The following is a 22991-nucleotide window of genomic DNA, read 5'->3' on the forward strand; positions in this document are numbered from 1 at the left end:
TAGCCTAATGTTTTTTATATTTTTGTTTGAAACATTCAAGTTCTATGAAAAAGATCCAAGTGGGATTTCTATTGTCCTATGATTATGAGAAACTCAAAAAATCTATTCCAGCGGTGTATGATGAAGCAGATTCTATTTTCTTGGCTTTGGATCAAGAAATGCGAACATGGTCTGGAAAATCATTTACTATAGAGGATTCTTTTTTTAAGTGGCTTGAAGCATTCGATCAAAAGGGGAAAATTCAAGTTTACAAGGATAATTTTTATGTGGCTGAACTATCTCCACTTCAAAACGATACAAGAGAAAGGTATATGCTATCCATGAAAATGGGCATTGGAAATTGGTTGGTGCAAATTGATGCAGATGAGGTCTTTACAGATTTTAAAACATTTGTTGCCAAATTAAGAACATTAAATCATTATTTAGATCGACCAGAAACCCATCCCATTCAACTAGGGGGATGGCATTTAAATCTTTATAAGAATCTGGAAACGGGGGTTCTATATGTGGAAAATCCTACTAAGATGGTAATAGCTACCAATTACCCCAATTACAAAGTAGCGAGAAAGACTAAGGAACGTATTATTTACACAGATGCGTTGTTAATACATGAATGTTTAGCAAGAACAGAAAAAGACCTTGCTTTTAAATTGGAAAATTGGGGTCACAGTCATCAAATCAATGAGGAATTCTTTGATAAATGGAAAAAGGCTAACGACACAAACTATGAGCAGTTTTCTGATTTGTTTTATTTAAGTAACAAAGACCTTTGGAAATCCTTAGGGTATTTCAAATCAAAGGACTTAATTGATGTTAAAAGGGAAGTTGAAAATGCACCTCATTTAAAGCCTTCTAAATTCTTTTTAGCTAAAAAGAATTTTGGTCAATGGTTTAAACATTTAAAGATTTTCAAATTGGGTAAGAAGCCTGAATTCGAATCCTATTTCTAATGACAAGTACATTAATCATAAGTACCTATAATTGGCCTCAAGCTTTGGAATTGGTTTTGAAAAGTATTCAAAATCAATCGAAGATGCCAAGTGAAATTATTGTTGCTGAAGATGGGGAGGATGAGGAAACTAAATCATTATTGACCACTTATTCGGAAAAGTTTGAGATTCCTTTAATTCATGTTAGACATGAGGATAAAGGTTTTAGAAAGGCGGTCATTCTAAACAAGGCAATTGCTGAAGCTAGTGGTGACTATATTATTCAAGCGGATGGAGATTGTATTCTACATAGGCATTTTGTGAATGACCATTTGAGTTTTGCTTCAAACAATATGTATTTATATGGTAGCCGGGTAAATATTCAAAAAAAATATTTAGAAACCTTGTTTGAAAATAAACAGGTAAAGTTTTCTCCATTTTCTAAGGGAATAAAGAAAAGAACGAGAGCTCTATACCTACCTCTATTAAGCTCATTATATAAAGAGCATTCTGAATTTTCAAACAAATATAGAGGATGTAATACATCTTACTTTAGAGAAGATGCCATAAGGGTAAATGGTTATAATGAGTCCATTCAAGGATGGGGTAGAGAAGATTCAGAATTTGCAATTCGCTTACTTAATTCTGGTGTCAATGGAAGGCGATTGAGGTATAGGGGTATTGTATTTCATATATTTCACCCAGAAAAATCAAGAGATCAATTAGATCGAAATGATAAAATTGAAAAGGAGACCATTAAAAACAATATCACTTGGTGTAAATTGGGAATAGACCAATATTTATAATCTTTAATTCAGGTGCCTGTACATTAACCATAGTTTAATGTATCTTTTAAAAACGGCAAAAGCATTAACATAACAGAGAATAAACCCTTCTTTACCATCCAAAAAACCTAATCTGAAAACAAAATTTTGAACAAATTTGTACCACGGTTTAAATAGAAAGTGGTACAAATTGGGCCTGACATTCTTTTGATATAAATCTTTAGCTTGTAGGTCACTGTATTGGGTTAACTTGCTGTTGTAATGGTCAAACCCTTGATAGCCATAATGCTCCAAAGGTTGGTTTAAAGCGCCTGTGGAGCTCTCACATACTAAAGTTTCATGAACCAAGTTGGAATTGTAATGACAATAATTTTTGTTAAACAGGCGAGCAACCTTATCGGTTTGAAAACCAGAATGTTTAATACGTTTTCCCATAAAGTGAAAGTTCCTTTTCACCTCATACGCTTGGAATTTAGGTTCGTTTTTAACCGTAGAAATTATTTCATCAGCTAAACCTGAGTTGATTAATTCATCCAAATCAAAAAAGGTAACCCAGTCATGTTTGGCCAATGAAAGCGCAAAGTTTTTTTGATCTGAAAAATTTTCAAACGTTCTTTGAATCACTTTGGCTCCCAAGGATTCTGCTAGTGAAACCGTATTGTCTGTACTATGGGAATCTACAATAATTATTTCGTCGGCAAATGATAAGCTTTTAATGTATCGCTCAATATTCTGGCTTTCGTTGTAAGTGATGGCAACCGCGCTTATCATGTTGGTTTCTGGAATGGGCTTATTATCTTTGTGTCAAAAGTAAGAAATAAGCTTAAATTTATTTGAATTAAAACCTAAACCATGGCAAAATTACCTGTTTTGATGTATCATAATGTAGTAGATAGCACTAATGAAAGTGAGGGATTGACGGTTAGTGTTTCAAAACTAGAGGAGCAATTTGCTTATTTGAAAAGTCATGGGTACACTTCCGTGCATTTTAAAGATTTGTCCGTTTTTAAATCTGAGGCTGATTTTCCTGAAAAAGCAGTCATTATTACATTTGATGATGTCTATGAAAATCAATTAATTCATGCTTATCCCTTATTGGAGAAATATGGACTAAAGGCCTGTTTTTATATTCCCTTTGCTTATGTTGGTGGCTTGGATAATTGGAATACAGGTAAGGAAAAAATCATGACGATTGACCAATTAAAATCCTTAAATGAAGAAATAGTTGAGTTGGGGCTTCATAGTTTTAATCATGGGAAATATGATCAAATGAGTGTAGAAGCAATTCAAGAGGATTTTGATCTCTGTAGGGAATTTATTCAGAATAATAGCTTAGTTGTTCATAATACTTTGGCCTATCCGTATGGGAAATATCCTAAAAAAGGAGAAGAGCAAACAACTTTTTTTAGGCTCCTTCATGAAAACAAAATAGGATATGGATTAAGAATCGGAAATCGCGTCAATCAATATCCGTTTAAAAATTTGTATGAGATACAGCGTATTGACGTGAAGGGAGAGTATGATTTGAAAACTTTTATTAAACGGCTTAAAAAAGGAAAAAGTTGGTTTTAGTTAACTCATGTTTTTCTTCAGTAACATCAATTTGGCATATCTGGAAAAAACACCATAAGCATTGATGCTCGCAATGGCTAATCCTGGAATGCCATCCAAGAATCCACCCCTTAAAATATAACTACTGAAAAAGCGGTAAAACGGTTTAAAAGCTAAATGAAAATAAGTAACCTTTTTATTTTTCTTCAATAATTGTTCAGCCTGAAACCACGCATAGCTATCTTTTTTACCGATATAATGTGCTAAGCCTTTATAGGTGAAATGTAGTACTGGAGTTTTAAGTTTTCCGATGCTGCCATCTACAATCAATTTTTCATGCACCAATCCCTCAAAATGACATTTTTCTCTTAAAACCAGACGTGTTACATCATTGTCGTGATGATATAAAAACCGATTCATAAAAAAATGGGGGAAATTAAGTTTGTAGGCAGTATGTGTACCTTTTTCCATCGCATCATAAATTTCCTTTTTTAAAGGAAAGGTGATCCTTTCATCAGCATCAACAAACAAAATCCAATCCCCAGTAGCATAGGATAAAGCATGGTTTTTTTGATTGGAAAAGTTGTCAAATTTTCTAGGTAAAACTCGGGCTCCAAAGGATTTGGCTATTTGCACTGTTTTGTCGGTACTCATGGAGTCTACGACTAATATCTCATCAGCAAATTGGACCGAATGCAACGCATCAGCAATATAGTGTTCCTCATTAAAGGTAGGAATGATGACCGATAAGGTAGGCATAGGCTGTTTTAAGGCAAAGTTATTAAAATAACTTTATCTTTGTGGTATCAAATAAATGGCCTTTTAACAGCAGTATTTTCATGAAAATTGACACATCAATAGTAATAAGTACATATAATTCTCCTGAATGGTTAGAAAAGGTTCTTATTGGATATAATAACCAGACTTATAGACAATTTGAAATAGTAATTGCAGATGATGGGTCGGGTAAAGAAACCTTTGATTTGATTGAGGAAATGTCAAATAAGGTATTTTATAAAATTCAGCATATTTGGCATGAAGACAACGGTTTTCAGAAATCACAAATTTTGAATAAAGCCATTGTTGCATGTACCACAGATTATATTTTGATGTCTGATGGCGATTGCATTCCTAGGCAAGATTTTGTTGAACAACACGTTAAGTATAGAGAGGAAGGGTTTTTTATTTCTGGAGGTTATTTTATGTTGCCCATGAATATTTCAAAACTCATTACTGAAGAAGATATTAATGAAGGGAAGTGTTTTGATGTCGCTTGGTTAAAGCATCATGGATTAAAATCGTCTTTCAAGAATAATAAGTTAACTGCTTCGGGATTTAAAGCTGCTTTTTTAAATTATGTAACACCTACTAATGCCAGTTGGAATGGTCATAACGCCTCGGGATGGAAAAAGGATATTATTGCTATTAATGGGTTTGATGAGAGAATGCAATATGGAGGCCAAGACAGAGAGTTGGGAGAGCGATTATTTAATTGCGGAATTAAAAGCAAACAAATAAGATACAGTGCAGTTTGTGTGCATTTGGATCATAAACGAGGCTATAAAAATCAAGATTCCATAGACAAAAACCTGCAGATAAGAAAGGAAACTAAAGATGAGAAAAAAGTCTGGACCGACTTTGGAATCGTCAAAAAGTAGTTTGATGTATGAAATATGATGCATCAATAATAATCAGTACTTATAACCAACCAGATTGGTTGTACAAGGTTTTATTGGGGTATGCGCAACAGACACATCAAAACTTCGAGATTATTGTAGCCGATGATGGTTCAAAAATGGATACTTATCAAATCGTTCAAAACTTCAAAAAGCAAACCTCCTATGCCATAAAGCATATTTGGCAAGAAGACGAAGGGTTTCAAAAGAACCGAATTTTAAATAAGGCCATAAGGGCGTCCAAGTCGCCTTATCTAATCTTTACTGATGGTGATTGCATCCCAAGGAAGGATTTTGTAGAAAAACATTTGACTTTAAGAAAGCCCAAAGCGTTCTTGTCTGGGGGCTATTTTAAATTACCTAAAATGATTTCCGAAAAGATTTCAAAAGAGGATATAAGTAATCAATATTGTTTTGATAAGTTTTGGTTGATCAAGCAAGGGTTAAAGAAAAATTTTAAATTGAACAAATTGACATCTAGGGGATTAAAGGAGAATCTACTTAATCAATGGACTCCTACCAAAGCCACATGGGATGGGATGAATGCATCAGGCTGGAAAAAAGACATTCTAGCGGTAAATGGATTTGATGAGCGCATGAAATATGGAGGGGAAGATAGGGAACTGGGTGAACGCTTAATGAATCTAGGAATTAAACCTATTCAGGCCAGATACAGTTTGATTTGTGTTCATTTGCATCATGAAAGAGGGTATAAAAATACTGTAGATTTCGACCGGAACAAACAAATAAGAAAGGAAACCAAATCAAAGAAAAAGACCTGGACAGATTATGGTATCAATCAGTCCTGAAGCTTTTTAGAAAACACACCGATTTTCCAATATTTATCTGAAACTTCACTTTCTACAGTTTTAAAATCAACCGAGTGAAGGTCTTTTCGTTGAAAAAAGTCCCAACATTCAGGGCGTTCTCTAAACATGGAAACTATTATAATACCGTTGGGATTCAGATAGGATTTCATCACTTCTAGAACTGGTTTTTTCTTGGAATCCATGATGTAATAAAAAATCTCATTGAAAATGATGATGTCAAACTTTTGTCTTGGTTCAAACAATTGAACATCGTTGGTTTCAAATTGAGCTTTAAAATGTTGCTTTTTAATAGCTTTTTCAATCGAAATCGCTGAAAAATCTACGCCATAAAAAAGATTGTAATCTTCAGGAAGTAAATAATCCAATAAAATAGCCTCTCCACAACCTAGAGCCAAAATATCAGGGTTTGAAATACCATAGGTTCTAATATGCTCTGAAATGGTAAGGTATCTCACACTTTCAGACTCATCCTTAAGTAAATCCCAACGGCCTGATTTATACTGCTTATCCCAGCGGAGTTTTCTTCTCCAAGAATGAAATCTATCTATTGTATTCATAAATTCATCTCTAAAAATGATTTCAATTTGGGGATAATCATATCAGGGGTTAATTTTTTATAAAGCTCGTGGGGGTCTTTTTCTATTTTTCGTCTTTCTTCAACAGTAAAAGAATCATACAGGTTGGGTTTCTCCTCTAAAAGATGAATCGATTGATGTATTTTGCCATCCTCAAAAGTGGCCCAATGATCTTTATTGACATAAGGAGAAAAAATGGTGAAAGTTGGTCTATTCAATGCCTTGGCAATATGAACCACACCTCCTTCGTTTCCTACTAGTAATTGGCATTGGTTCAACAGCTTAATTAATCCCCTTACGCTGTCTTCATAAATGTCTATAATAATCTTGTCTTTATTTTCACACTGGTTATAAATTATTAAGGCTTCATCCTTTTGGTGTGGGGCATAATTAAATATGATATTCAGGTTGTAGGTGTTAGTTATAAAGTTAATAATTTCTACAATAAAATCATAAGGCATGGTTTTTTGGGGTGTACTACCCAAAACTCCAAGCATAATGCAAGGTTTGTATAAATCTACTTTATTGTAATTTTTTTCCTTTTCTGTTAAAACAATTTTGGGTTCGTAGTCAATTTGGTCTTCCATAAGGTCAAAGACCGATTTAACCATATTCACACGATCTTCAATGGCTTTTCCACAACTTTTAGATTTCTTTTTTAGTAAGGGAATATTATGTGTGTAAAAGTTTAAAGGTGGTTTTTTTTCTCGTTTTTTAAAACCAATTCTTGTAGGGGTTTTGGATAATAGGCAAATAACTCGGCTTTGCAATTTGGCATAAGGATCAAAAATAATATCATACTTATCCTTCCTTATTTTTAAGGCTAACTGTATAAGATTGTCGGCTTTTTTAAGTTCTTTTTCATTGATTTCAATGATGTTGTCAATGGCCGGATTATGTCTTATGACATCTGCTGTATAATCATATACCAGATAATCAACCTGAGATTTTGGAAAAACCTTTTTGATGTTTTGAGCGATAACAGATGCGATTAAAACATCTCCAATTCGCTTGTTTTGTATGACCAGTATTTTCTTCATTGATGTGTAAACATACATGCAAATTATTGCTTTTTCTCCTTTTATTAAAAAATCAATTCATATATCTTTGATCGCGTATGAGTGATTCTAAAAGACATGTGGTTGTTCATCCTGATTATAAGGAATTTGAATCTGAAATTTTGGATTGTATTGAATCATTCAAAAAGGAAGGGGATCTGGTTTTAGATGGAGGAAGAAATATTATTAAATCCTTTTCATTAGGTAGTGAGATTATTAACATCAAATCGTTTAAAAAACCACAATTTTTTCAAGCATTTGTTTATAAGTATCTTAGAGAATCGAAGGCCAAAAGGTCATTTGAATATGCGAGAAAACTTATAAATCTGGGGATTTCTACGCCGTTTCCAATTGCTTTTGTTGAAGATTTTTCATCTGTAGGTTTGGATTCCAGTTTCTATGTAAGCAAACATATAGACTATGATTTTGACTTTAGGGATTTGATTCATCAACCTCGGTTTCCGGATCGCCAAAATATCTTAGAGCAATTTACCGAGTTTACTTTTCAATTACATGAGAATGGTATTAATTTTTTAGATCATTCTCCTGGAAATACTTTGATTTTGAATCAAGGCCAAGGAACATATCAATTCTTCTTAATCGATTTGAATCGTATGGTATTTGAACCGATGGGTTTTGAAAAACGGATGCACAATTTTAGGCGGTTGTGGCTTTCCAAGACCATGGTTGACATCATGTCAAAAAAATATGCCAAGCTATGTAATAGACCTGAGAGTGAAGTTTATGATGCTATGTTAAAGCATAGTAGGGCCTTCCAAAAGAAAATAGATAGTAAAAAACTTAGAAGAAGCGGAAGGAAAATGAATTTTAAAAAATAAAACCCAAAAGCGTTACACCTTTGGGTTTTCAAATTCGGTTAAATTTATTTTAAACCGCAACGTCATATTCACGAAGCGCGTTGTTTAAAGAAGTCTTTTTATCAGTGCTTTCTTTTCTTTTACCAATGATTAAAGCACATGGAACATTAAAGGTTCCTGCAGCAAATTCTTTAGAATAACTTCCTGGAATAACCACCGATCTAGCAGGAACAATACCTTTCATTTCCACAGGTTCATCGCCTGTAACATCTATTATTTTTGTTGAAGCAGTCAAAACTACATTGGCACCCAATACAGCCTCTTTTTCTACTTTTACGCCTTCCACAACGATACATCTACTACCTATAAAAGCATTGTCCTCAATAATAACAGGAGCTGCTTGCAATGGCTCTAAAACGCCACCAATACCAACGCCTCCAGAAAGGTGTACATTTTTGCCGATTTGTGCACAACTACCAACGGTAGCCCAGGTATCAACCATAGTTCCTTCATCTACAAAAGCGCCAATGTTAACATAACTTGGCATCATAATAACTCCTTTAGAAATGTAAGCACCATGACGTGCTACAGCATGAGGAACAACCCTAATTCCTTTTTCAGCATATCCGGTTTTTAATGGAATTTTATCATGGTATTCGAAAATTCCAACTTCAAAGGTTTCCATTTTTTGAATAGGGAAATATAAAACTACTGCTTTTTTAATCCATTCATTTACTTGCCAGCCATCCTCAGTAGGATTAGCAACTCTTAAAACACCTGCATCTAAAAGTGAAATCACTTCTCTTATAGCGTTAATGGTGGTTTCTTCTGTTAGCAAGGAACGATCATCCCAAGCTTTTTCTATAATGTTTTTTAAATCGGTCATCTCAAAAAATTTATTTGTGCAAAGATACAGTTTAGATCAAATATCAATAGTGCAAACAGTATAATTTGGAAAAATAGCTTCATAATGGATACTTATTATAAATTTGCAGAATGGGAAGATTATTGGCCATAGATTATGGAAAGGTACGCACAGGAATTGCAATAACTGATGAACTTCAAATCATTGCCTCTGGTTTGACTACCGTTGAAACCAAAGAGTTGTTGCCTTTTCTTAAAGATTATTGTGAGAAGGAGCAAGTGGAAAAGTTCATTGTTGGGGAACCTAAACAGATGAACAATCAAGAGTCTGAAAGTGAAGTCTTAATTAAACCTTTTTTGGAGAAACTTCAAAACCAATTTCCTAAAATACCCATAGAGAGAGTAGACGAGAGGTTTACTTCAAAAATGGCTTTTCAAACCATGATTGATAGTGGATTGTCCAAAAAAAAGCGGAGAGACAAATCGTTAATTGATGAAATTAGCGCCACCCTAATTCTTCAAAGTTACCTGTATAATCAATAGAGATGTTTAAAGCTTTCTTAAATCCCATAATTATTATGTGATTAAGCTTTAAGAATTGTATTTTTGTGCCCAATTATAAATGAATTAAAATGGTATTACCAATTGTTGCATACGGAGATCCGGTTTTAAAAAAGGTAGGGGAGGAAATAAGTAAAGATTATCCCAAGCTAAATGAACTGATTGATAATATGTATGAGACTATGGATCAAGCATTCGGAGTTGGTTTGGCAGCACCACAAATTGGTTTGGCCATCAGATTGTTTGTTGTGGATGCTTCTCCATTTGCAGAAGACGAATCTCTTTCAGATGATGAGCAAGCTTATTTAAAAACGTTTAAAAAAACGTTCATCAATGCGAAAATTTTAATGGAAGAAGGTGATGAATGGGCATTTAATGAAGGCTGTTTGAGCATTCCAGATGTGAGAGAAGATGTGTTTAGAAAACCGCGAATTACGATGGAATATCAAGATGAAAATTTTGAATCCCATACCGAAGTTTTTGAAGGATTGGCGGCTAGAATTATCCAACATGAATACGACCATATAGACGGCATTCTTTTTACTGATAAACTTTCCAGTTTGAAGAAACGTTTAATAAAAGGGAAACTATCCAATATTTCCAAAGGAAATATCAAAGTGGACTACAGAATGAAGTTTCCAAATATGAAAAAAAGAAGATAACACCCTTATTGAAGATTAATTAATTAGACTTTACAAATTTATGAGTTTAGAAAAAGTATTATCTATTGCTGGTAAACCAGGATTATACAAATTATTAACACAAACCCGCACGGGTTTTATTGCTGAATCTTTAATTGACAAGAAAAAAATATCAGTGAGTATTCATCAAAATGTTAGCCTATTAAGTGAAATTGCAGTTTATACGCTAACAGAAGAGGTGCCACTTAGGGAGGTTTTCAAAAAGATTAAGGAAAAGGAAGATGGAGGGGCAACGTCTGTTTCTCATAAGGATTCTAAGGATCAATTGGAGGAATACTTTTTTGAAGTATTACCGGACTATGATGAGGACAGAGTTTATGTGAGTGATATCAAAAAAGTAATCCAATGGTATAACTTATTACAAAAACACGATATGATGGACTTTGAAGCTAGTGAAAAAGTTAAGGCTTCAGACGAGGAAGAATAGTCCTGTCATATGTTTAAAAAATATTTATAAAATCTGGTTCTTTCAACCAGATTTTTTTCATTTATAACCTATCTTGAAAATAAAAATATGAATACAAGAGCAGACCAATTAAAGGCATTTAATAGATTATTGGATATCATGGATGATTTGAGGGAAAAATGCCCTTGGGATAAAAAACAAACCATGGAATCTCTAAGGCACTTGACTATTGAGGAAACCTATGAGTTGGGAGATGCTATTTTAGACAATGATTTGCAAGAGGTTAAGAAGGAGCTAGGTGATGTGTTGTTACATATTGTTTTTTATGCCAAAATAGGAAGTGAAACCAATGATTTTGATATAGCCGATGTCTGTCACAGTATTTGTGATAAATTGGTAGACAGACATCCCCATATTTATGGAGATGTAAAGGTTAAAGATGAAGAGGATGTGAAGCGCAATTGGGAAAATCTTAAATTAAAGGAAGGTAAGAAGAGTGTTTTGGAGGGAGTTCCTAAAAGCCTTCCTGCTTTGGTTAAGGCAAATCGCATACAAGACAAGGTTTCTGGGGTTGGATTTGATTGGGAAGAACCACATCAAGTCTGGGAAAAATTAAAGGAAGAGATTGAAGAATTGCAGCATGAGATAGTTGAGGATAATAAAGATGCCATAGAAAGTGAGTTTGGTGACGTGTTGTTTTCTATGGTGAATTATGCAAGATTTTTAAAAGTCAACCCTGAAAATGCTCTTGAACGAACGAATAAAAAATTCTCTAAAAGATTTCAATATTTAGAAGGTAAGGCTAAGGAATTGAACAAAGAATTAAAGGATATGACCCTCGCAGAAATGGACGTTTTTTGGGAGGAAGCAAAAAAAATATAATTTTTTTTAATCTTCGAAATCCAAAACAGTTTTATCGCCGTATATAATAACAAATGACACGTTCATATTCATAAGTAGATTAATAGCAGAATCATTTCTTACCTTAATTGTGTCATTTAACGTAAGTAGGTTATTTTTTAGTTGGGAAAAAAATAACTGTTTAGTTAGTTTAGTTAGAAGCTAAAACCCTATTTGGAAACTCCAGATAGGGTTTAGTTGTTTTTAGAGGTATGGTAAAATAAAGAGTTGATTAATACAACTCTTTAATTTTAACCAATTTTGTTTTCCAAATTTCAAGAGAGTCTTTGTGTTTCTGAATATTATCAAGGACTTCTTTTACCATTGGATTTGTTTCGTCAACATTTGAGAAAAATTGAAGGTTGTTTTCCAACTGATTGATTTCACTTTTGACTTCCTGAATTTTCTTTCTAATAAAGGCTCGTTCGTTATCCAGTCTGCGGCTATCATCTTCATTGTTCAGAACTTCCAATTTATTATCGAACTTAATTAATTCGGCCTCACTTCGGTCCATTTTTAATTCCTTAAAGATATGGTCGAGGGCATTGTTAAGTTTTCCTTCAATGTATCTTTTGTTAGAAGGGACATTTCCAGCTTCTTGCCACTTACTTATATATTCTTTTATAACCTCAATGGTTTCTTCCTTATTTCCTGTTAATTCAAGCCCTTTAATTTCTTTTAATAGATCATTCTTTTTGTTGTAAGCCTCCATACCTTCTTTATTGGCTTCATCTTTGGCTTCATGGAGTCTGTCAAAATAGTGATTACAGGCTTTTTTAAATTGCTTCCAGATTTTGTCACTGCTTTTTCTTGGTACATGACCAATTTTTTTCCAATCATTTTGGATTTTCTTCATGATTGGGGTAGTGGCTTCAAAATCTTCATTTTCTTGATTGTCTTCAGCAATTTGAATTAACTCCAGCTTTTTCTGTAGGTTATCATACTGCTCCTTTTTAAGATTCTTATAAAAGGCATTTTTATTTCTATTGAAGGTCCTTACGGCTTGTTTGAATTTGGCCCAAGTAGCTTCATTCACTTTAATAGGCACTTTTCCCGCACTAAAAAATTCTTCTCTTAGAGCTTCAATTTCCTTAATTTTCTTTTGCCACTCATTATGAGATTTGGCTCCTCCAGAAGTTACAGCCTCTATTTTTTCTATGATTTCCTGCTTTTTTTCTAGATTCTTCTCGTAATCTTTTTCCAATTCTGAGAAAAAGGCTTGCCTTTTTTGATGGATGGCTTTAGTTGCCGCTTTGAATCGATTCCAAACTTCTTCACGATGTTCTTTACCAACCGGCCCTAACTCTTCCTTCCACATTTTATGTAAAACCTGTAATTCTCTGAACGAATGATTGACATCATTTTCTTTGGCCAATTCCTCGGCGCGTTCAATGATTTTTAATTTCTGTTCGTAATTGTGTTTGAAATCAAGATCCCTTAGATCTCTATTTAAATGTAAAAAGTCATAAAAGCGTTCAACGTGATGGTGGTAATTGTTCCAGGTATTGTTGTATCTATCTCGAGGTATGGGACCAGCGTGCTTCCATCTTTCCTGTAATTCCTTGAAGTGTTTATAGGTTGAATTGATGTTTTCTTCAACATTTAATAAGCCTTTAATCTCTTCAATGATTTCTTCCCTTTCAACCAAATTATCCTTTAAGCTTCGTTCAATACTTTTATAATGGGTATTTAGTTTATTACGGTATTCTCTATAAGTATCCTTAAATCTTTTTTGAAGTGGACTTGAGTAATAAAAATCAATCTCATTTCCTCCATCATTTACAAACTCTTCTTTTTTCTCATCCAGAAAAGTATCAAACTTAGATTTGAACTCATTTTTTATGTCTTCTACATGAGATTTTATGGCTTGAACCTTTTCATTTTGTACCAGTTTGCTCAATTCATCGACGAGATCATCCATAGACATTTTGTCATAATCCTTTTTGACTATAACGTGTCTATCTTGGTTGCCCTCATCCTCTGCGTCCTCTGCATTGGAATCATCTATTTCTGAAATACCATCATCTTCCTCTTCGGTGGCATGATCATTATTTTCTGAAGCACTGACTTCATCCTTTTTGGTTTCTTCAACGATGGGTTGTTTGCTTTCTTCTATTCCATCTGCTTCTGGCAGGTTATCTTTCTCTGACATTTCTGAAAATGTTTAGGTTCATAAAAAATGTGTAGCGTTAAAGATAATAACAAGTTGAATATTTACAAAGACTTCAAGTCTATTTAGAGGTATTAAGATTTCCTATTCCAGATTTTCCAGGCCTTTTCGGCTTGTAACTCTAACATTTGAAGTCCGTTGATGGTTATTGCTTTTTTTTCTCTTCCGAATCGTAAAAATGTTGTTTCCTCTGGATTGTAGATAAGATCGTACAAAATATGATTTGAAGTTATACCTACGTATGGAATGTTTGGATGGTCTTCAATTTTTGGGAAGGTTCCTAGTGGGGTACAATTTATAATTATTTGATGAGAGGAGATGATATCCGAAGTCAACCCTTTATATGTGAAGTCCACTTTTTTGCTTGCGGTTCTGGAAACAAATCGGTACTCTAAATCCAACTTTTTTAATGCATAGGCAATGGCTTTACTAGCGCCTCCAGTGCCTAAAATAAGGGCTCTTTTGTGTTTTGGTTTTAAAAGGGGGGTTAGAGAGTTTTTGAAACCATAATAATCCGTATTGTGCCCAATAAGCTTGCCGTCTTCATTAATTTTGATCGTATTGACGGCTCCAATTTTTTTAGCTTTTTTATCCAAACCATCCAAAAATGGAATGAGGGATTCTTTATAAGGAATGGTGACGTTTAGCCCCTTTAGATCCCGATTATTTTTTATTATTTCTGGGAATTTTTCAATTTCAGATATATCGAAATTTTCATAAACGGCATCTATGTTTTGTCTTTCAAACTTGGTGTTAAAGTAATTTCTAGAAAAGGAATAAGAAATGTTTTTTCCTAAAAGACCGTATTTATTCATATGACTTTCTGGTTTTGTCTCCGTAGACACCCAATCCCCAAACTATGGCAATGCCTATTACGATGAATGCAAAAGCGATGTATGTTTCTCCGGTCAATTCCGGAAGAAAACGTCTGTAATTTTGAATGACTTTGGCTCCACCAGAATCATGAATGAATTCACCAGAAGCATTTATTTTATAAACCGTTTCTTTCCAAGGCCAAACGACTCCTAGCGAACCGATGATAAACCCTATAATGGATGCTGTTGTTATGCTTTTGTAATGCTTTAAAATATAATTCAAGATGTGTGAAAAAGTAACCAATCCAGCCAAGGATCCGATGGTGAAAACGGCCAGTATTTTTAACATTCGCATTCTTTCTTCATTATCAAGGAAACTGAAATCCCATTGGATGACATTCTTTATGGTATCATAAAGCGCGTTAACGGAATCGACCAAAAGCAGTACATAATTTCCTAACAAAATTAGAATAAAGGACCCAGAGAATCCCGGTAAAGTCATCCCTGTAACACTAATCATACCGCAGAAAAAAACAAATAGAAGATGATCATTTTCGGTCGCTGGGGGAAGAAAACTAATGCTTAATCCAACAATTACTCCAATGAGAACTGCGGCTCGTGTCTTCTTATTCCAGTCATTAAAGTCTTTATTAATATAATGTATAGAACCCACAATCATACCGAAAAAGGCACTCCAAACATATAATTCATAATTTCTGATAAGAAAATCCAAAAGTTTGGAAACACTAAAATAGCTGACAACCATTCCAAAAATCAGAAGGCTAAGAAATCGGCCATTGGTATATAAATAGAAGCTCTTAAAGCGTCTATTGATTAATAACTTAAGGGCTTTTCCGTTTATCCTTTGTAAGGAAAAAATAAACTCCTCGTAAAAACCAGCAACAAAAGCGACCACCCCTCCCGAAACTCCAGGAACCTTATTGGCAGCTCCCATTGCTAGTCCTTTAAGAACCAGAAAGAATTTGTCTTGGAATGTCCTTATTTTGTGTTGCATTTATTCTTGTTTGTTACCTATTCTTTCCAATAGGAAAATAGTTAAAAACCCTAAAATGGTTAAAACAATAGCCCATCCCAATTGACTTTCGACCAATTGATTATTTATAGTACTATAATGAAATGGCGAAACGCTCTGTTCAGTTACCGTTTTCAGGGTTTCAAAATTTTGCATGTCTTTTTGATAAACGGCTAATGTTCCAAATTCTGATATGTTTTGAAAGGGAACTACTTCTCCAGTGTCATTTTTTAGGACGGTTAAGGTTTTTTTCCATGGCCAAATTTTATTGAGGGAACCAATAATAAATCCTGTTAATAAGGCCAAAGTGGTATTATAGTAATTTTTGAAGAGCCATTTCAATACCCTACTGAAGGTGAGCAATCCCACAACTGCACCAACAACGAACAATAAAATCCGTTTGAAATCAAAATTGTGAAGAGCATCGCTTAGCGTTTTATACGCACCTAAAATGACTAATATAAAGGATCCTGAAATACCGGGTAAAATCATGGCGCAAATAGCTAAAGCACCAGCTAAACTCAAAAACAAAGGATGGTCATTTCCTCCCAAAGAGGGCAATGTTGTTACATAAAAGGCGATTAAAGACCCAATAATGATTGAAATAAAGGTGAGCGGGTTCCACTTTTTTATTTGCTTTCCAACAAAATAGATGCTCGCCAATATCAAACCAAAGAAAAAAGACCAGATTAGAACTGGGTGATATTCAATAAGGTATTTAGCCAGCTGCATGAAGGTTACAAAACTGGTGACAATTCCTAATAGAAGGGCTATAAGAAATCCGCCGTTTAGTTCATTCCAAAAGGCTTTAAACCCATGTTTTCTAAAGGTTGTGAATAAACTAAAATTAACATTGCCAATAGTATTGATGAGTTCTTCATAAATACCGGCAATAAAGGCAATGGTTCCCCCAGAAACGCCAGGTACGGCATCAGCGGCCCCCATAGCAACGCCCTTTAGGGATATGATAAAATAGTCCTTGAGATGTCTTTGCATTCTTTGGAATTAAAAAAACGAATTCCAAAGGTATGCAATTTTAGATACACCAATTTGTTTAACTTGCCTTTTTCAGTAAGTTTTTAACTTGGGTTGTTTCATAAATATTAGGGAACAATTCTTCCAAAATAAACGCGTATTCCGAATTTGATTTCATGGCGTTCTTCAGATGGTATCTTCCTTTATCATTTTCATGGATAAAGTAGTAAAGTCCGCCTAATCTAAATTCTATTTCCGGATTTTCTGGATAGAATTCAATGGCTTGTAAAAAGTTGTAAATGGCGGCTTCAGGTTCTCCTAGTTTCAATAAAATATCGCCTCTAGTCAACCACGTGTTCAGTTCATAATTCCCCAATTCTAAGGCTTTCTTATAACCATTTTCAGCCTCTTCAAGAAAATTCAAACGATGGTTCAGTTGGGCATATTGCTTCCAGTACAAAACATTTTCTGAATCAATATTGATAGCCTTATTGATATAATACAGGGCTTTCTTGTAATTATGTTTCTTAGTATAAAACTTTGTAATGGCCAGCCAACCTTTATCTAAAAGGGGATCTTCATGGACGGTACGTGTAAAATATTGAATGGCTAAATCATCTTGATTAAGCTTTTCATAGCAATGTCCAATTCTTAATAGGGCAAAAGAGGTGGGTTCTTCTAATTTTAATGTTAAAGAGTAATATTCCAAAGCTTCTTCATAGCGGCCTAGTTTTTCTAAAACTTTTCCTTTTTCTAGGTAGGCTCCTACAAAAGTATCGTCAGAAAAAATGGCAAATTCGTAGGCGGCCAATGCTTTTTTATACTCCTTTAATGAAAAGTATTGTTTTCCTAATTGATGCCAAGCTACCTCACAATAGGGATTTTGGTCCAAAAAGGTATTTAGATATTCAATAGCTTCTTCATGTTGCTCCAAAAAATCAAAACAATAAATCATGTTGTAAAGTGCTGAAAAATCGTTTTGATCGCACTCCATGCACTTCATGAAATAAAATTTGGCTTCTTCAAAATTGTCCAAGAAAAGATATTCCATACCGATAAGAGAATAAATATCTTCCACGTCATCCGTCAATTCTAAAGAATACTTTAGAACTTCAATAGCTTTTTCGTGCTCATCCTTTTTGGATAAAATATTGGCTTTTTGAATGTAAACCTCCTCATTAGTAGGTTCAAGGTCGTGTAACTCATCCAGTAGGACTTCTGCTTCTTCAAACTTGTTTTCAAACACATAAAGTTCAACTTTATAAAGTTTCAAGTTTGATGAGGTTGGATGCTGTTGCAACCCAAGTTTAAGCGCTTTTTTAGCTAAAGCAATTTTTCCTAAAGAAAGATAGTGATGGATGATGTCTTCAAATTCCTCTGAATCAAAAAATAAAACATTGTTAGTCTTAAGCATTGACTCGAACTTTGTCAAGGGTACATTGTTCTCGTTGGGACTAAACTCCATAGGCACATTTATAAGATTTATGCTATTAAATGTAGCATTCAAATTAGGTCATTCGTTAAAATTTTGTAAATGTTTTTAACAAAATAATCAACACGATGACATTTTAAAATTGTTATAGCTTGATAGTCAGTTGGTTGTTGGTTTTATCCGTTTTGGATTTCATCAAGTACTTCTTTGATGATTTGACACCCTTTTATAATTTCTTCATTTGAAATGGTAAGGGGAGGGGTTATTCTTATTGCTTTAGGTTCAAATAATAACCAAAATAAAATCAATCCCTTTTCTTGACAACGCAAAACAACTTCATTTGTTATATCTGCTGACGGAGTCATGGCTGCAAGCATCAAACCTTTTCCTCTGATACCGGTTATTAATGGGTGAGACAGTTCTTTTCTAAAAAGTGCTTCCTTTTCAAGGGCTTGGGTCATCAAATTATGTTGGGTAACCTCCTTCAGTGTTGCAAGAGCAGCGGCGGCAATAACAGGATGCCCACCAAAAGTGGTAATATGTCCAAATTTAGGCTCACTCATTAAAAGGTCCATTAATTTTGTAGAGGCGGTGAAGGCACCTACAGGCATGCCTCCTGCGAGTCCTTTTCCCATAACCAAAATATCAGGTACACAGTTGTAGTGTTCAAACCCAAAAAGCTTTCCTGTTCTTCCAATACCAGGTTGAATTTCATCAAGTATCAGCAAAGCACCAACTTTTTCGCAACGCTCTTTTACTTTTTTTAAGTAATCATTCTTGGGAGTAATGAAGCCAGCACCTCCTTGAATGGTTTCTAAAATAACACCTGCAGTTTGCTTGGTAATTAGTTTTAAGTGTTCCTCATTATTAAATTCAATAAATCGAATATCAGGGAGCAATGGGCGAAAGGCTCTTTTGCGTTCTTCATGGCCCATAACACTCATGGAGCCCATGGTATTTCCATGGTAGGCATTTTTGGCAGAAATAATCTCGCTTCTGCCGGTTGCGCGTTTAGCAAGTTTTAAAGCGCCTTCAATCGCTTCTGTACCAGAGTTTGTTAAATAGGTTTTTTCTAATGGACTTGGAAGGTTTTTTCCTAAAAATTTGGCTAGCTCAACAGCTGGTTTTTGAATGTATTCCCCGTATACCATAACATGAAGATACTCTTCAGCCTGATGTTTAATAGCTTCAACTACACGAGGATGGCAATGACCTAAAGTACAGGCAGATACTCCTGCAACAAAATCTAAATAAGCCTTTCCTTGACTATCATATATATAGGATCCCTTCGCATGGGAAATTTCCATGGCCAATGGATTAGGCGAGGTTTGGGCTTGATATTTAAAGAAGTCACGCTTCATATCCTAATCTATAATTTCTTCTAATTCTGCATTCCAAATTGAAAAATTGTCTTCTGCTTGTATGCCACTTATAACACATCTAAGATTGTTTCCATCATCATCTTTTTTTTCAGTAATGGAATATTTTTTCCAATGATTGGTCAAAGCTATAGATATGGATTTGTATCGGGTGTAATCTTGTCCACTTTCTTGAAAAAGTAGGTTGATATTACCCTTTCCTTTTAACCATACAGAAAAATGGAATGTTCCCGTTTTTTTATTTATTTCTTGAAGAATATGACCATCTTTATTTCCTATTCCTATAACATTACTTGCAGTTAAATCACTTATTGGAGAAGTCGTAACATAGTTTTCCAATTTTAAATCATGTTTGTACCAAATTTTATTATCAAATTCATTATTGTAAAGTAGTAGATTTTTCGTTTCAGGAGGTGTTATTTCATTACTTCGTGATGAAATGATTTTAGATATTTGACCTGCCATTTCAATTCTTTCCATCATCTCTTCATCAAAAAACTCTTCCTGAGGCACATAATCATCAATACCTTTGATTTTTGATAATTCCAAAGGAGGGTCGTCAGAGAATAAATCTTCAACACTCATAGGTCTTTCGTCGCCTCTCCAATCAAAATCTTTCAGTTTACGGGCATTTTTTGGAAATTGCGATTCTGGGTATGTGATAGCATCTGGTTGTTGCGCCCTGTAATAGCTTTCTAATTCACCATTGTTAAATTCAATAGTAATACTACCAGATTTAGCTTTGTCAATGCCAATTAATTCCTGCTTATCATCGCGTGCATAAAAAATAGATTCGGCATTTTTGTTGATATAAACTGTTTTAAGTTTATTCGTCTCATCAAAAAAGCCAGTAAGGGTTTTTCCTTTTACTTGATTAAAGCCATCATCACTTATGGTGTCTTGACTTACCAAAAAGGCATCATAAAAAACATATAAGGAATCAATTGTTTCTGTTTTAGGATTGGAATATATGTGAATGGTATCCCCGGTCATTTGATTTTCCTCATTCCATAGAACAGGACGTCGCTTTACGGCAAACGCATCTTTGGACGATAATCTCGCCAAATTAATCATTTGGGTTAATCCTTTTTCGTGGTCAACATGTATCGAATCTGCTTTTCCACTCATGTCCGATTTATACATCTTCACATTTCTAAATGCCCTAGTAATCCGTTTTTCTGGCTTTCCCGTTACCATTAAGGTATCCGCATGCATGTAAATGGAATCCTTTTCCTGAACGGAAATAGCAAGGGCTCTTTTGGTGATGAAAACGGAATCCTTGTCTTTGTAAACTTCGGCATAATGGCCTTTAATAACGCTATTATTGATGGTGTCGGTAACTTTAATGTTGTTAGTGGCAGAAGCAAAGCTCCGGTTGTTATCAAAGTACATACTATCACCTTCAAAAATTCGGTTGTCATAATCAATTCGGGTATTCTTGACTCCATGACCTATTTTCCGTTCCGTATCATAAAAACCTTTTTCACAATAAGTTTTACTATCGGCAGTCGTAATGGTTGAAGGACCATACAAATAGGCATAACCCGATTCCGAATAGAAATCAAGTTGGTTGGTATTGATGGTGTATTCTGGATGAACAAGAATGACATCCTTGACAAATTGATATTTTTTACTGTCCATGTAGTAACGACCGATTCTACTGGTAATTGTTCCTGAAGAATCTCTTACAACACGTCCTCCCGTTCTATAAAAGGATTGCTGTTTTAACCGGTCAAAGTAAAGGGTGTCTGTAGTCAATGTAGAATTAGGTTCGGTTAGAACTACATCACCACTGGCAAATGCTAATTTGGTTTGACCACTATATTCTGCATATTTAGCCGTCATATTAATGGTGTCTCCCTGCTTCATGCTTACATTCCCGTAAGCTTCCAAAAAATTCTCATTGCTGTAAAGAAGCGCTTGATCACAGTACATGTCAACTCCTTCGTGAACTACATGAACTTGACCGGAATCGTCCCTTGTCATCACTTTTAAGCCAGGTGTTTCCTCTTCTTTGATTTCCAAAAAACCACCGTACTTTATTTCAATTTTCTTAGGCTCTTGAGAATAAATTTGGGTAGCAAATAGAAAAAAGGAAAAAATAAATAACGACTTCAATATCTTCAAACTAGCTAAAATTTGGTGTCAAAAATAGTGATAAATATGATGTTTTATCGTGTGTTGTGATTTTTTTAATAATAAAAAACCTGCCAAAAAACTTTTGGCAGGTTTGAATTTCTGTGTGAAAGAAAATTATCTGAAAATCGTTTGTTTTCTATCTGGACCTACCGAAACAATGGTGATTGGGATTTCCAATTCTTTTTCTAGGAAGGCAATATAGTCATTAAGTTCTGCTGGTAATTGAGATGCTTCAAACATTTCTGTTAAATCTGCTTTCCAACCTTTAAAGTCGGTGTAAACTGGAGTGACATTTTCCTCTTCTATATTATATGGTAAATGGGTGATTGTATCTCCTTGATAGTTATAAGCGGTACAAACTTTTAAAGTCTCAAAGCCGGAAAGTACATCAGCTTTCATCATCATTAACTGGGTGACACCATTTACTTGACAAGCATATTTAAGAGCTACTAAATCTAACCACCCACACCTTCTAGGTCTTCCTGTGGTTGCACCAAATTCATGACCAACACGTGCCATGGTTTCGCCATTCTCATCAAATAATTCAGTAGGAAATGGTCCGGATCCAACTCTTGTTGTGTATGCCTTGAAAATTCCAAAAACATCTTTAATTTGGTTTGGAGCAACACCTAAACCTGTACAAGCCCCAGCTGCTGTTGTGTTACTTGAGGTTACAAATGGATAAGTTCCAAAATCGATATCCAATAAAGATCCTTGGGCACCTTCAGCTAAAATAGTTTTATTCTCCTTTTGAGCTTGGAAGATGTATTCTTCGGAATCAATAAGCTTTAAAGATTTTAAAACGCTCACAGCTTCAAAGAATTCCGTTTCCAACTCTTTAAGGTTATACTCGAGTTCAACGTTGTAGAACTCAATCATGGCTTCATGCTTATCTGCTAGAGCTCTATATTTATCTTTCCAATCTGCTAGTTCTAAATCACCAACACGAATTCCATTTCGTCCCGTTTTATCCATGTAAGTAGGGCCTATTCCTTTTAAGGTAGAGCCGATTTTGGCCTTCCCTTTTGAGGCTTCACTCGCAGCATCCAGCAAACGATGGGTTGGTAGGATGATATGAGCTTTTCTGGAAATAAATAATGTTTTTTTATAATCGACGTTTTGTTCGTCTAATTTATCAAGTTCTTTTTTAAAAATGACAGGGTCAATTACAACTCCATTTCCAACTAGGTTAATGGCATCTTCATGGAAAATTCCCGATGGGATGGTGTGTAACACATGCTTTTTTCCATTGAAAACTAGAGTGTGTCCCGCATTAGGGCCTCCTTGAAATCTTGCAATAATATTGTATTTAGAGGTTAGAACGTCAACAATTTTTCCTTTGCCTTCGTCACCCCATTGTAAACCTAGTAGTAAATCTACTGCCATTTTAATAA

23 protein-coding genes are annotated in these 22991 nt (G+C 34.5%); 10 read left to right on the top strand and 13 right to left on the bottom strand.

The features are described from left to right. The first annotated feature begins 44 nt into the window (after positions 1-44). Both ZA07_RS10330 and ZA07_RS10335 read left to right on the top strand, forming a co-directional pair. Positions 45-950, top strand: coding sequence for a hypothetical protein (locus ZA07_RS10330; protein ID WP_053971605.1), 906 nt, complete (start codon positions 45-47; stop codon positions 948-950). Then, on the top strand, positions 950-1735 hold the full coding sequence (locus ZA07_RS10335) for a glycosyltransferase family 2 protein (protein ID WP_053971606.1): 786 nt from the start codon (positions 950-952) through the stop codon (positions 1733-1735). Before ZA07_RS10330 ends, ZA07_RS10335 begins: the two co-directional genes overlap by 1 nt. A gap of 3 nt (positions 1736-1738) precedes the next feature. Here the strand turns inward: ZA07_RS10335 and ZA07_RS10340 are convergent, their stop codons facing one another. Continuing rightward, positions 1739-2485: a glycosyltransferase family 2 protein gene (locus ZA07_RS10340; protein WP_053971607.1), complete on the bottom strand. Its 747-nt coding sequence runs from the start codon at positions 2483-2485 to the stop codon at positions 1739-1741. Positions 2486-2566: 81 nt separating this feature from the next. On the opposite strand from ZA07_RS10340, the gene ZA07_RS10345 reads away from it, so the two are divergent. Then, a complete protein-coding gene (locus ZA07_RS10345) occupies positions 2567-3286 on the top strand; it encodes a polysaccharide deacetylase family protein (RefSeq protein WP_053971608.1) in 720 nt (239 codons plus the stop codon). Here the strand turns inward: ZA07_RS10345 and ZA07_RS10350 are convergent, their stop codons facing one another. Then, on the bottom strand, positions 3287-4024 hold the full coding sequence (locus ZA07_RS10350; RefSeq protein WP_053971609.1) for a glycosyltransferase family 2 protein: 738 nt from the start codon (positions 4022-4024) through the stop codon (positions 3287-3289). An 80-nt stretch (positions 4025-4104) separates the two neighbouring features. On the opposite strand from ZA07_RS10350, the gene ZA07_RS10355 reads away from it, so the two are divergent. Together ZA07_RS10355 and ZA07_RS10360 are read left to right on the top strand one after the other, a co-directional pair. Then, entirely contained in the window at positions 4105-4923 is an 819-nt protein-coding gene (locus ZA07_RS10355; RefSeq protein WP_053971610.1) for a glycosyltransferase family 2 protein, read from the top strand. An 8-nt stretch (positions 4924-4931) separates the two neighbouring features. Then, positions 4932-5750, top strand: a complete 819-nt coding sequence (locus tag ZA07_RS10360) for a glycosyltransferase family 2 protein (protein ID WP_053971611.1) — start codon at positions 4932-4934, stop codon at positions 5748-5750. On the opposite strand, the gene ZA07_RS10365 is transcribed toward ZA07_RS10360, so the two are convergent. Next, on the bottom strand, positions 5741-6328 hold the full coding sequence (locus tag ZA07_RS10365; protein ID WP_053971612.1) for a class I SAM-dependent methyltransferase: 588 nt from the start codon (positions 6326-6328) through the stop codon (positions 5741-5743). The genes ZA07_RS10360 and ZA07_RS10365 overlap by 10 nt on opposite strands. Further along, positions 6325-7386, bottom strand: coding sequence for a glycosyltransferase family 9 protein (locus ZA07_RS10370; protein ID WP_053971613.1), 1062 nt, complete (start codon positions 7384-7386; stop codon positions 6325-6327). Before ZA07_RS10370 ends, ZA07_RS10365 begins: the two co-directional genes overlap by 4 nt. A 77-nt stretch (positions 7387-7463) precedes the next feature. Between ZA07_RS10370 and ZA07_RS10375 the strand changes: the two genes are divergently transcribed. Further along, positions 7464-8243: a lipopolysaccharide kinase InaA family protein gene (locus tag ZA07_RS10375; protein WP_053971614.1), complete on the top strand. Its 780-nt coding sequence runs from the start codon at positions 7464-7466 to the stop codon at positions 8241-8243. A gap of 49 nt (positions 8244-8292) precedes the next feature. Here the strand turns inward: ZA07_RS10375 and ZA07_RS10380 are convergent, their stop codons facing one another. Continuing rightward, positions 8293-9108: a 2,3,4,5-tetrahydropyridine-2,6-dicarboxylate N-succinyltransferase gene (locus ZA07_RS10380; protein ID WP_053971615.1), complete on the bottom strand. Its 816-nt coding sequence runs from the start codon at positions 9106-9108 to the stop codon at positions 8293-8295. 110 nt (positions 9109-9218) lie between these two features. Between ZA07_RS10380 and ruvX the strand changes: the two genes are divergently transcribed. The 4 genes from ruvX (at position 9219) to mazG (ending at position 11636) form a co-directional block, all read left to right on the top strand. Further along, positions 9219-9629 (top strand): Holliday junction resolvase RuvX, encoded by a 411-nt coding sequence (ruvX, locus tag ZA07_RS10385; RefSeq protein WP_053971616.1) that lies wholly within the window; start codon positions 9219-9221, stop codon positions 9627-9629. Positions 9630-9718: 89 nt separating this feature from the next. Further along, a complete protein-coding gene (gene def / locus ZA07_RS10390) occupies positions 9719-10309 on the top strand; it encodes a peptide deformylase (protein ID WP_053971617.1) in 591 nt (196 codons plus the stop codon). A 40-nt stretch (positions 10310-10349) separates the two neighbouring features. Beyond that, positions 10350-10775, top strand: coding sequence for a DUF5606 domain-containing protein (locus tag ZA07_RS10395; RefSeq protein WP_053971618.1), 426 nt, complete (start codon positions 10350-10352; stop codon positions 10773-10775). Positions 10776-10862: 87 nt separating this feature from the next. Beyond that, a complete protein-coding gene (mazG, locus tag ZA07_RS10400) occupies positions 10863-11636 on the top strand; it encodes a nucleoside triphosphate pyrophosphohydrolase (protein WP_053971619.1) in 774 nt (257 codons plus the stop codon). A 250-nt stretch (positions 11637-11886) separates the two neighbouring features. Here mazG and ZA07_RS10405 read toward each other — a convergent pair whose 3' ends face one another. From ZA07_RS10405 to ZA07_RS10440, 8 genes are all read right to left on the bottom strand, one after another. Beyond that, positions 11887-13806, bottom strand: coding sequence for a DUF349 domain-containing protein (locus ZA07_RS10405; RefSeq protein WP_053971620.1), 1920 nt, complete (start codon positions 13804-13806; stop codon positions 11887-11889). Between the two features lie 92 nt (positions 13807-13898). Next, complete coding sequence (locus ZA07_RS10410) at positions 13899-14639, bottom strand: shikimate dehydrogenase (protein ID WP_053971621.1); 741 nt, start codon at positions 14637-14639, stop codon at positions 13899-13901. Then, positions 14632-15654, bottom strand: coding sequence for a DUF368 domain-containing protein (locus tag ZA07_RS10415; protein ID WP_053971622.1), 1023 nt, complete (start codon positions 15652-15654; stop codon positions 14632-14634). Before ZA07_RS10415 ends, ZA07_RS10410 begins: the two co-directional genes overlap by 8 nt. Further along, positions 15655-16668: a DUF368 domain-containing protein gene (locus tag ZA07_RS10420; protein WP_053971623.1), complete on the bottom strand. Its 1014-nt coding sequence runs from the start codon at positions 16666-16668 to the stop codon at positions 15655-15657. A gap of 58 nt (positions 16669-16726) precedes the next feature. Further along, the gene (locus ZA07_RS10425) at positions 16727-18112 is read right to left on the bottom strand and encodes a tetratricopeptide repeat protein (protein ID WP_053971624.1); all 1386 of its coding nucleotides are present in this window, start codon (positions 18110-18112) and stop codon (positions 16727-16729) included. Between the two features lie 143 nt (positions 18113-18255). Continuing rightward, the gene (locus ZA07_RS10430; protein WP_053971625.1) at positions 18256-19440 is read right to left on the bottom strand and encodes an aspartate aminotransferase family protein; all 1185 of its coding nucleotides are present in this window, start codon (positions 19438-19440) and stop codon (positions 18256-18258) included. A 3-nt stretch (positions 19441-19443) separates the two neighbouring features. Further along, positions 19444-21585: an OstA-like protein gene (locus ZA07_RS10435; RefSeq protein ID WP_231628668.1), complete on the bottom strand. Its 2142-nt coding sequence runs from the start codon at positions 21583-21585 to the stop codon at positions 19444-19446. A gap of 126 nt (positions 21586-21711) precedes the next feature. Then, the gene (locus tag ZA07_RS10440; RefSeq protein ID WP_053971626.1) at positions 21712-22983 is read right to left on the bottom strand and encodes an adenylosuccinate synthase; all 1272 of its coding nucleotides are present in this window, start codon (positions 22981-22983) and stop codon (positions 21712-21714) included. Positions 22984-22991: the final 8 nt, after the last annotated feature.

The organism is Mangrovimonas sp. ST2L15 (genome assembly GCF_001280515.1).
GTDB classification, from domain to species: Bacteria; Bacteroidota; Bacteroidia; order Flavobacteriales; family Flavobacteriaceae; genus Mangrovimonas; species Mangrovimonas futianensis.

Coding starts and splice junctions, on each gene's coding strand:
- ZA07_RS10360 (WP_053971611.1), top strand. CDS start 4,932: ATGAAATATGATGCATCAATAATAATCAGTACTTATAACCAACCAGAT.
- ZA07_RS10365 (WP_053971612.1), bottom strand. CDS start 6,328: ATGAATACAATAGATAGATTTCATTCTTGGAGAAGAAAACTCCGCTGG.
- ZA07_RS10330 (WP_053971605.1), top strand. CDS start 45: ATGAAAAAGATCCAAGTGGGATTTCTATTGTCCTATGATTATGAGAAA.
- ZA07_RS10340 (WP_053971607.1), bottom strand. CDS start 2,485: ATGATAAGCGCGGTTGCCATCACTTACAACGAAAGCCAGAATATTGAG.
- ZA07_RS10425 (WP_053971624.1), bottom strand. CDS start 18,112: ATGGAGTTTAGTCCCAACGAGAACAATGTACCCTTGACAAAGTTCGAG.
- ZA07_RS10420 (WP_053971623.1), bottom strand. CDS start 16,668: ATGCAAAGACATCTCAAGGACTATTTTATCATATCCCTAAAGGGCGTT.
- ruvX (WP_053971616.1), top strand. CDS start 9,219: ATGGGAAGATTATTGGCCATAGATTATGGAAAGGTACGCACAGGAATT.
- ZA07_RS10395 (WP_053971618.1), top strand. CDS start 10,350: ATGAGTTTAGAAAAAGTATTATCTATTGCTGGTAAACCAGGATTATAC.
- ZA07_RS10375 (WP_053971614.1), top strand. CDS start 7,464: ATGAGTGATTCTAAAAGACATGTGGTTGTTCATCCTGATTATAAGGAA.
- ZA07_RS10410 (WP_053971621.1), bottom strand. CDS start 14,639: ATGAATAAATACGGTCTTTTAGGAAAAAACATTTCTTATTCCTTTTCT.
- ZA07_RS10350 (WP_053971609.1), bottom strand. CDS start 4,024: ATGCCTACCTTATCGGTCATCATTCCTACCTTTAATGAGGAACACTAT.
- ZA07_RS10415 (WP_053971622.1), bottom strand. CDS start 15,654: ATGCAACACAAAATAAGGACATTCCAAGACAAATTCTTTCTGGTTCTT.
- ZA07_RS10355 (WP_053971610.1), top strand. CDS start 4,105: ATGAAAATTGACACATCAATAGTAATAAGTACATATAATTCTCCTGAA.
- ZA07_RS10335 (WP_053971606.1), top strand. CDS start 950: ATGACAAGTACATTAATCATAAGTACCTATAATTGGCCTCAAGCTTTG.
- ZA07_RS10440 (WP_053971626.1), bottom strand. CDS start 22,983: ATGGCAGTAGATTTACTACTAGGTTTACAATGGGGTGACGAAGGCAAA.
- ZA07_RS10380 (WP_053971615.1), bottom strand. CDS start 9,108: ATGACCGATTTAAAAAACATTATAGAAAAAGCTTGGGATGATCGTTCC.
- mazG (WP_053971619.1), top strand. CDS start 10,863: ATGAATACAAGAGCAGACCAATTAAAGGCATTTAATAGATTATTGGAT.
- ZA07_RS10430 (WP_053971625.1), bottom strand. CDS start 19,440: ATGAAGCGTGACTTCTTTAAATATCAAGCCCAAACCTCGCCTAATCCA.
- ZA07_RS10370 (WP_053971613.1), bottom strand. CDS start 7,386: ATGAAGAAAATACTGGTCATACAAAACAAGCGAATTGGAGATGTTTTA.
- ZA07_RS10345 (WP_053971608.1), top strand. CDS start 2,567: ATGGCAAAATTACCTGTTTTGATGTATCATAATGTAGTAGATAGCACT.
- ZA07_RS10405 (WP_053971620.1), bottom strand. CDS start 13,806: ATGTCAGAGAAAGATAACCTGCCAGAAGCAGATGGAATAGAAGAAAGC.
- def (WP_053971617.1), top strand. CDS start 9,719: ATGGTATTACCAATTGTTGCATACGGAGATCCGGTTTTAAAAAAGGTA.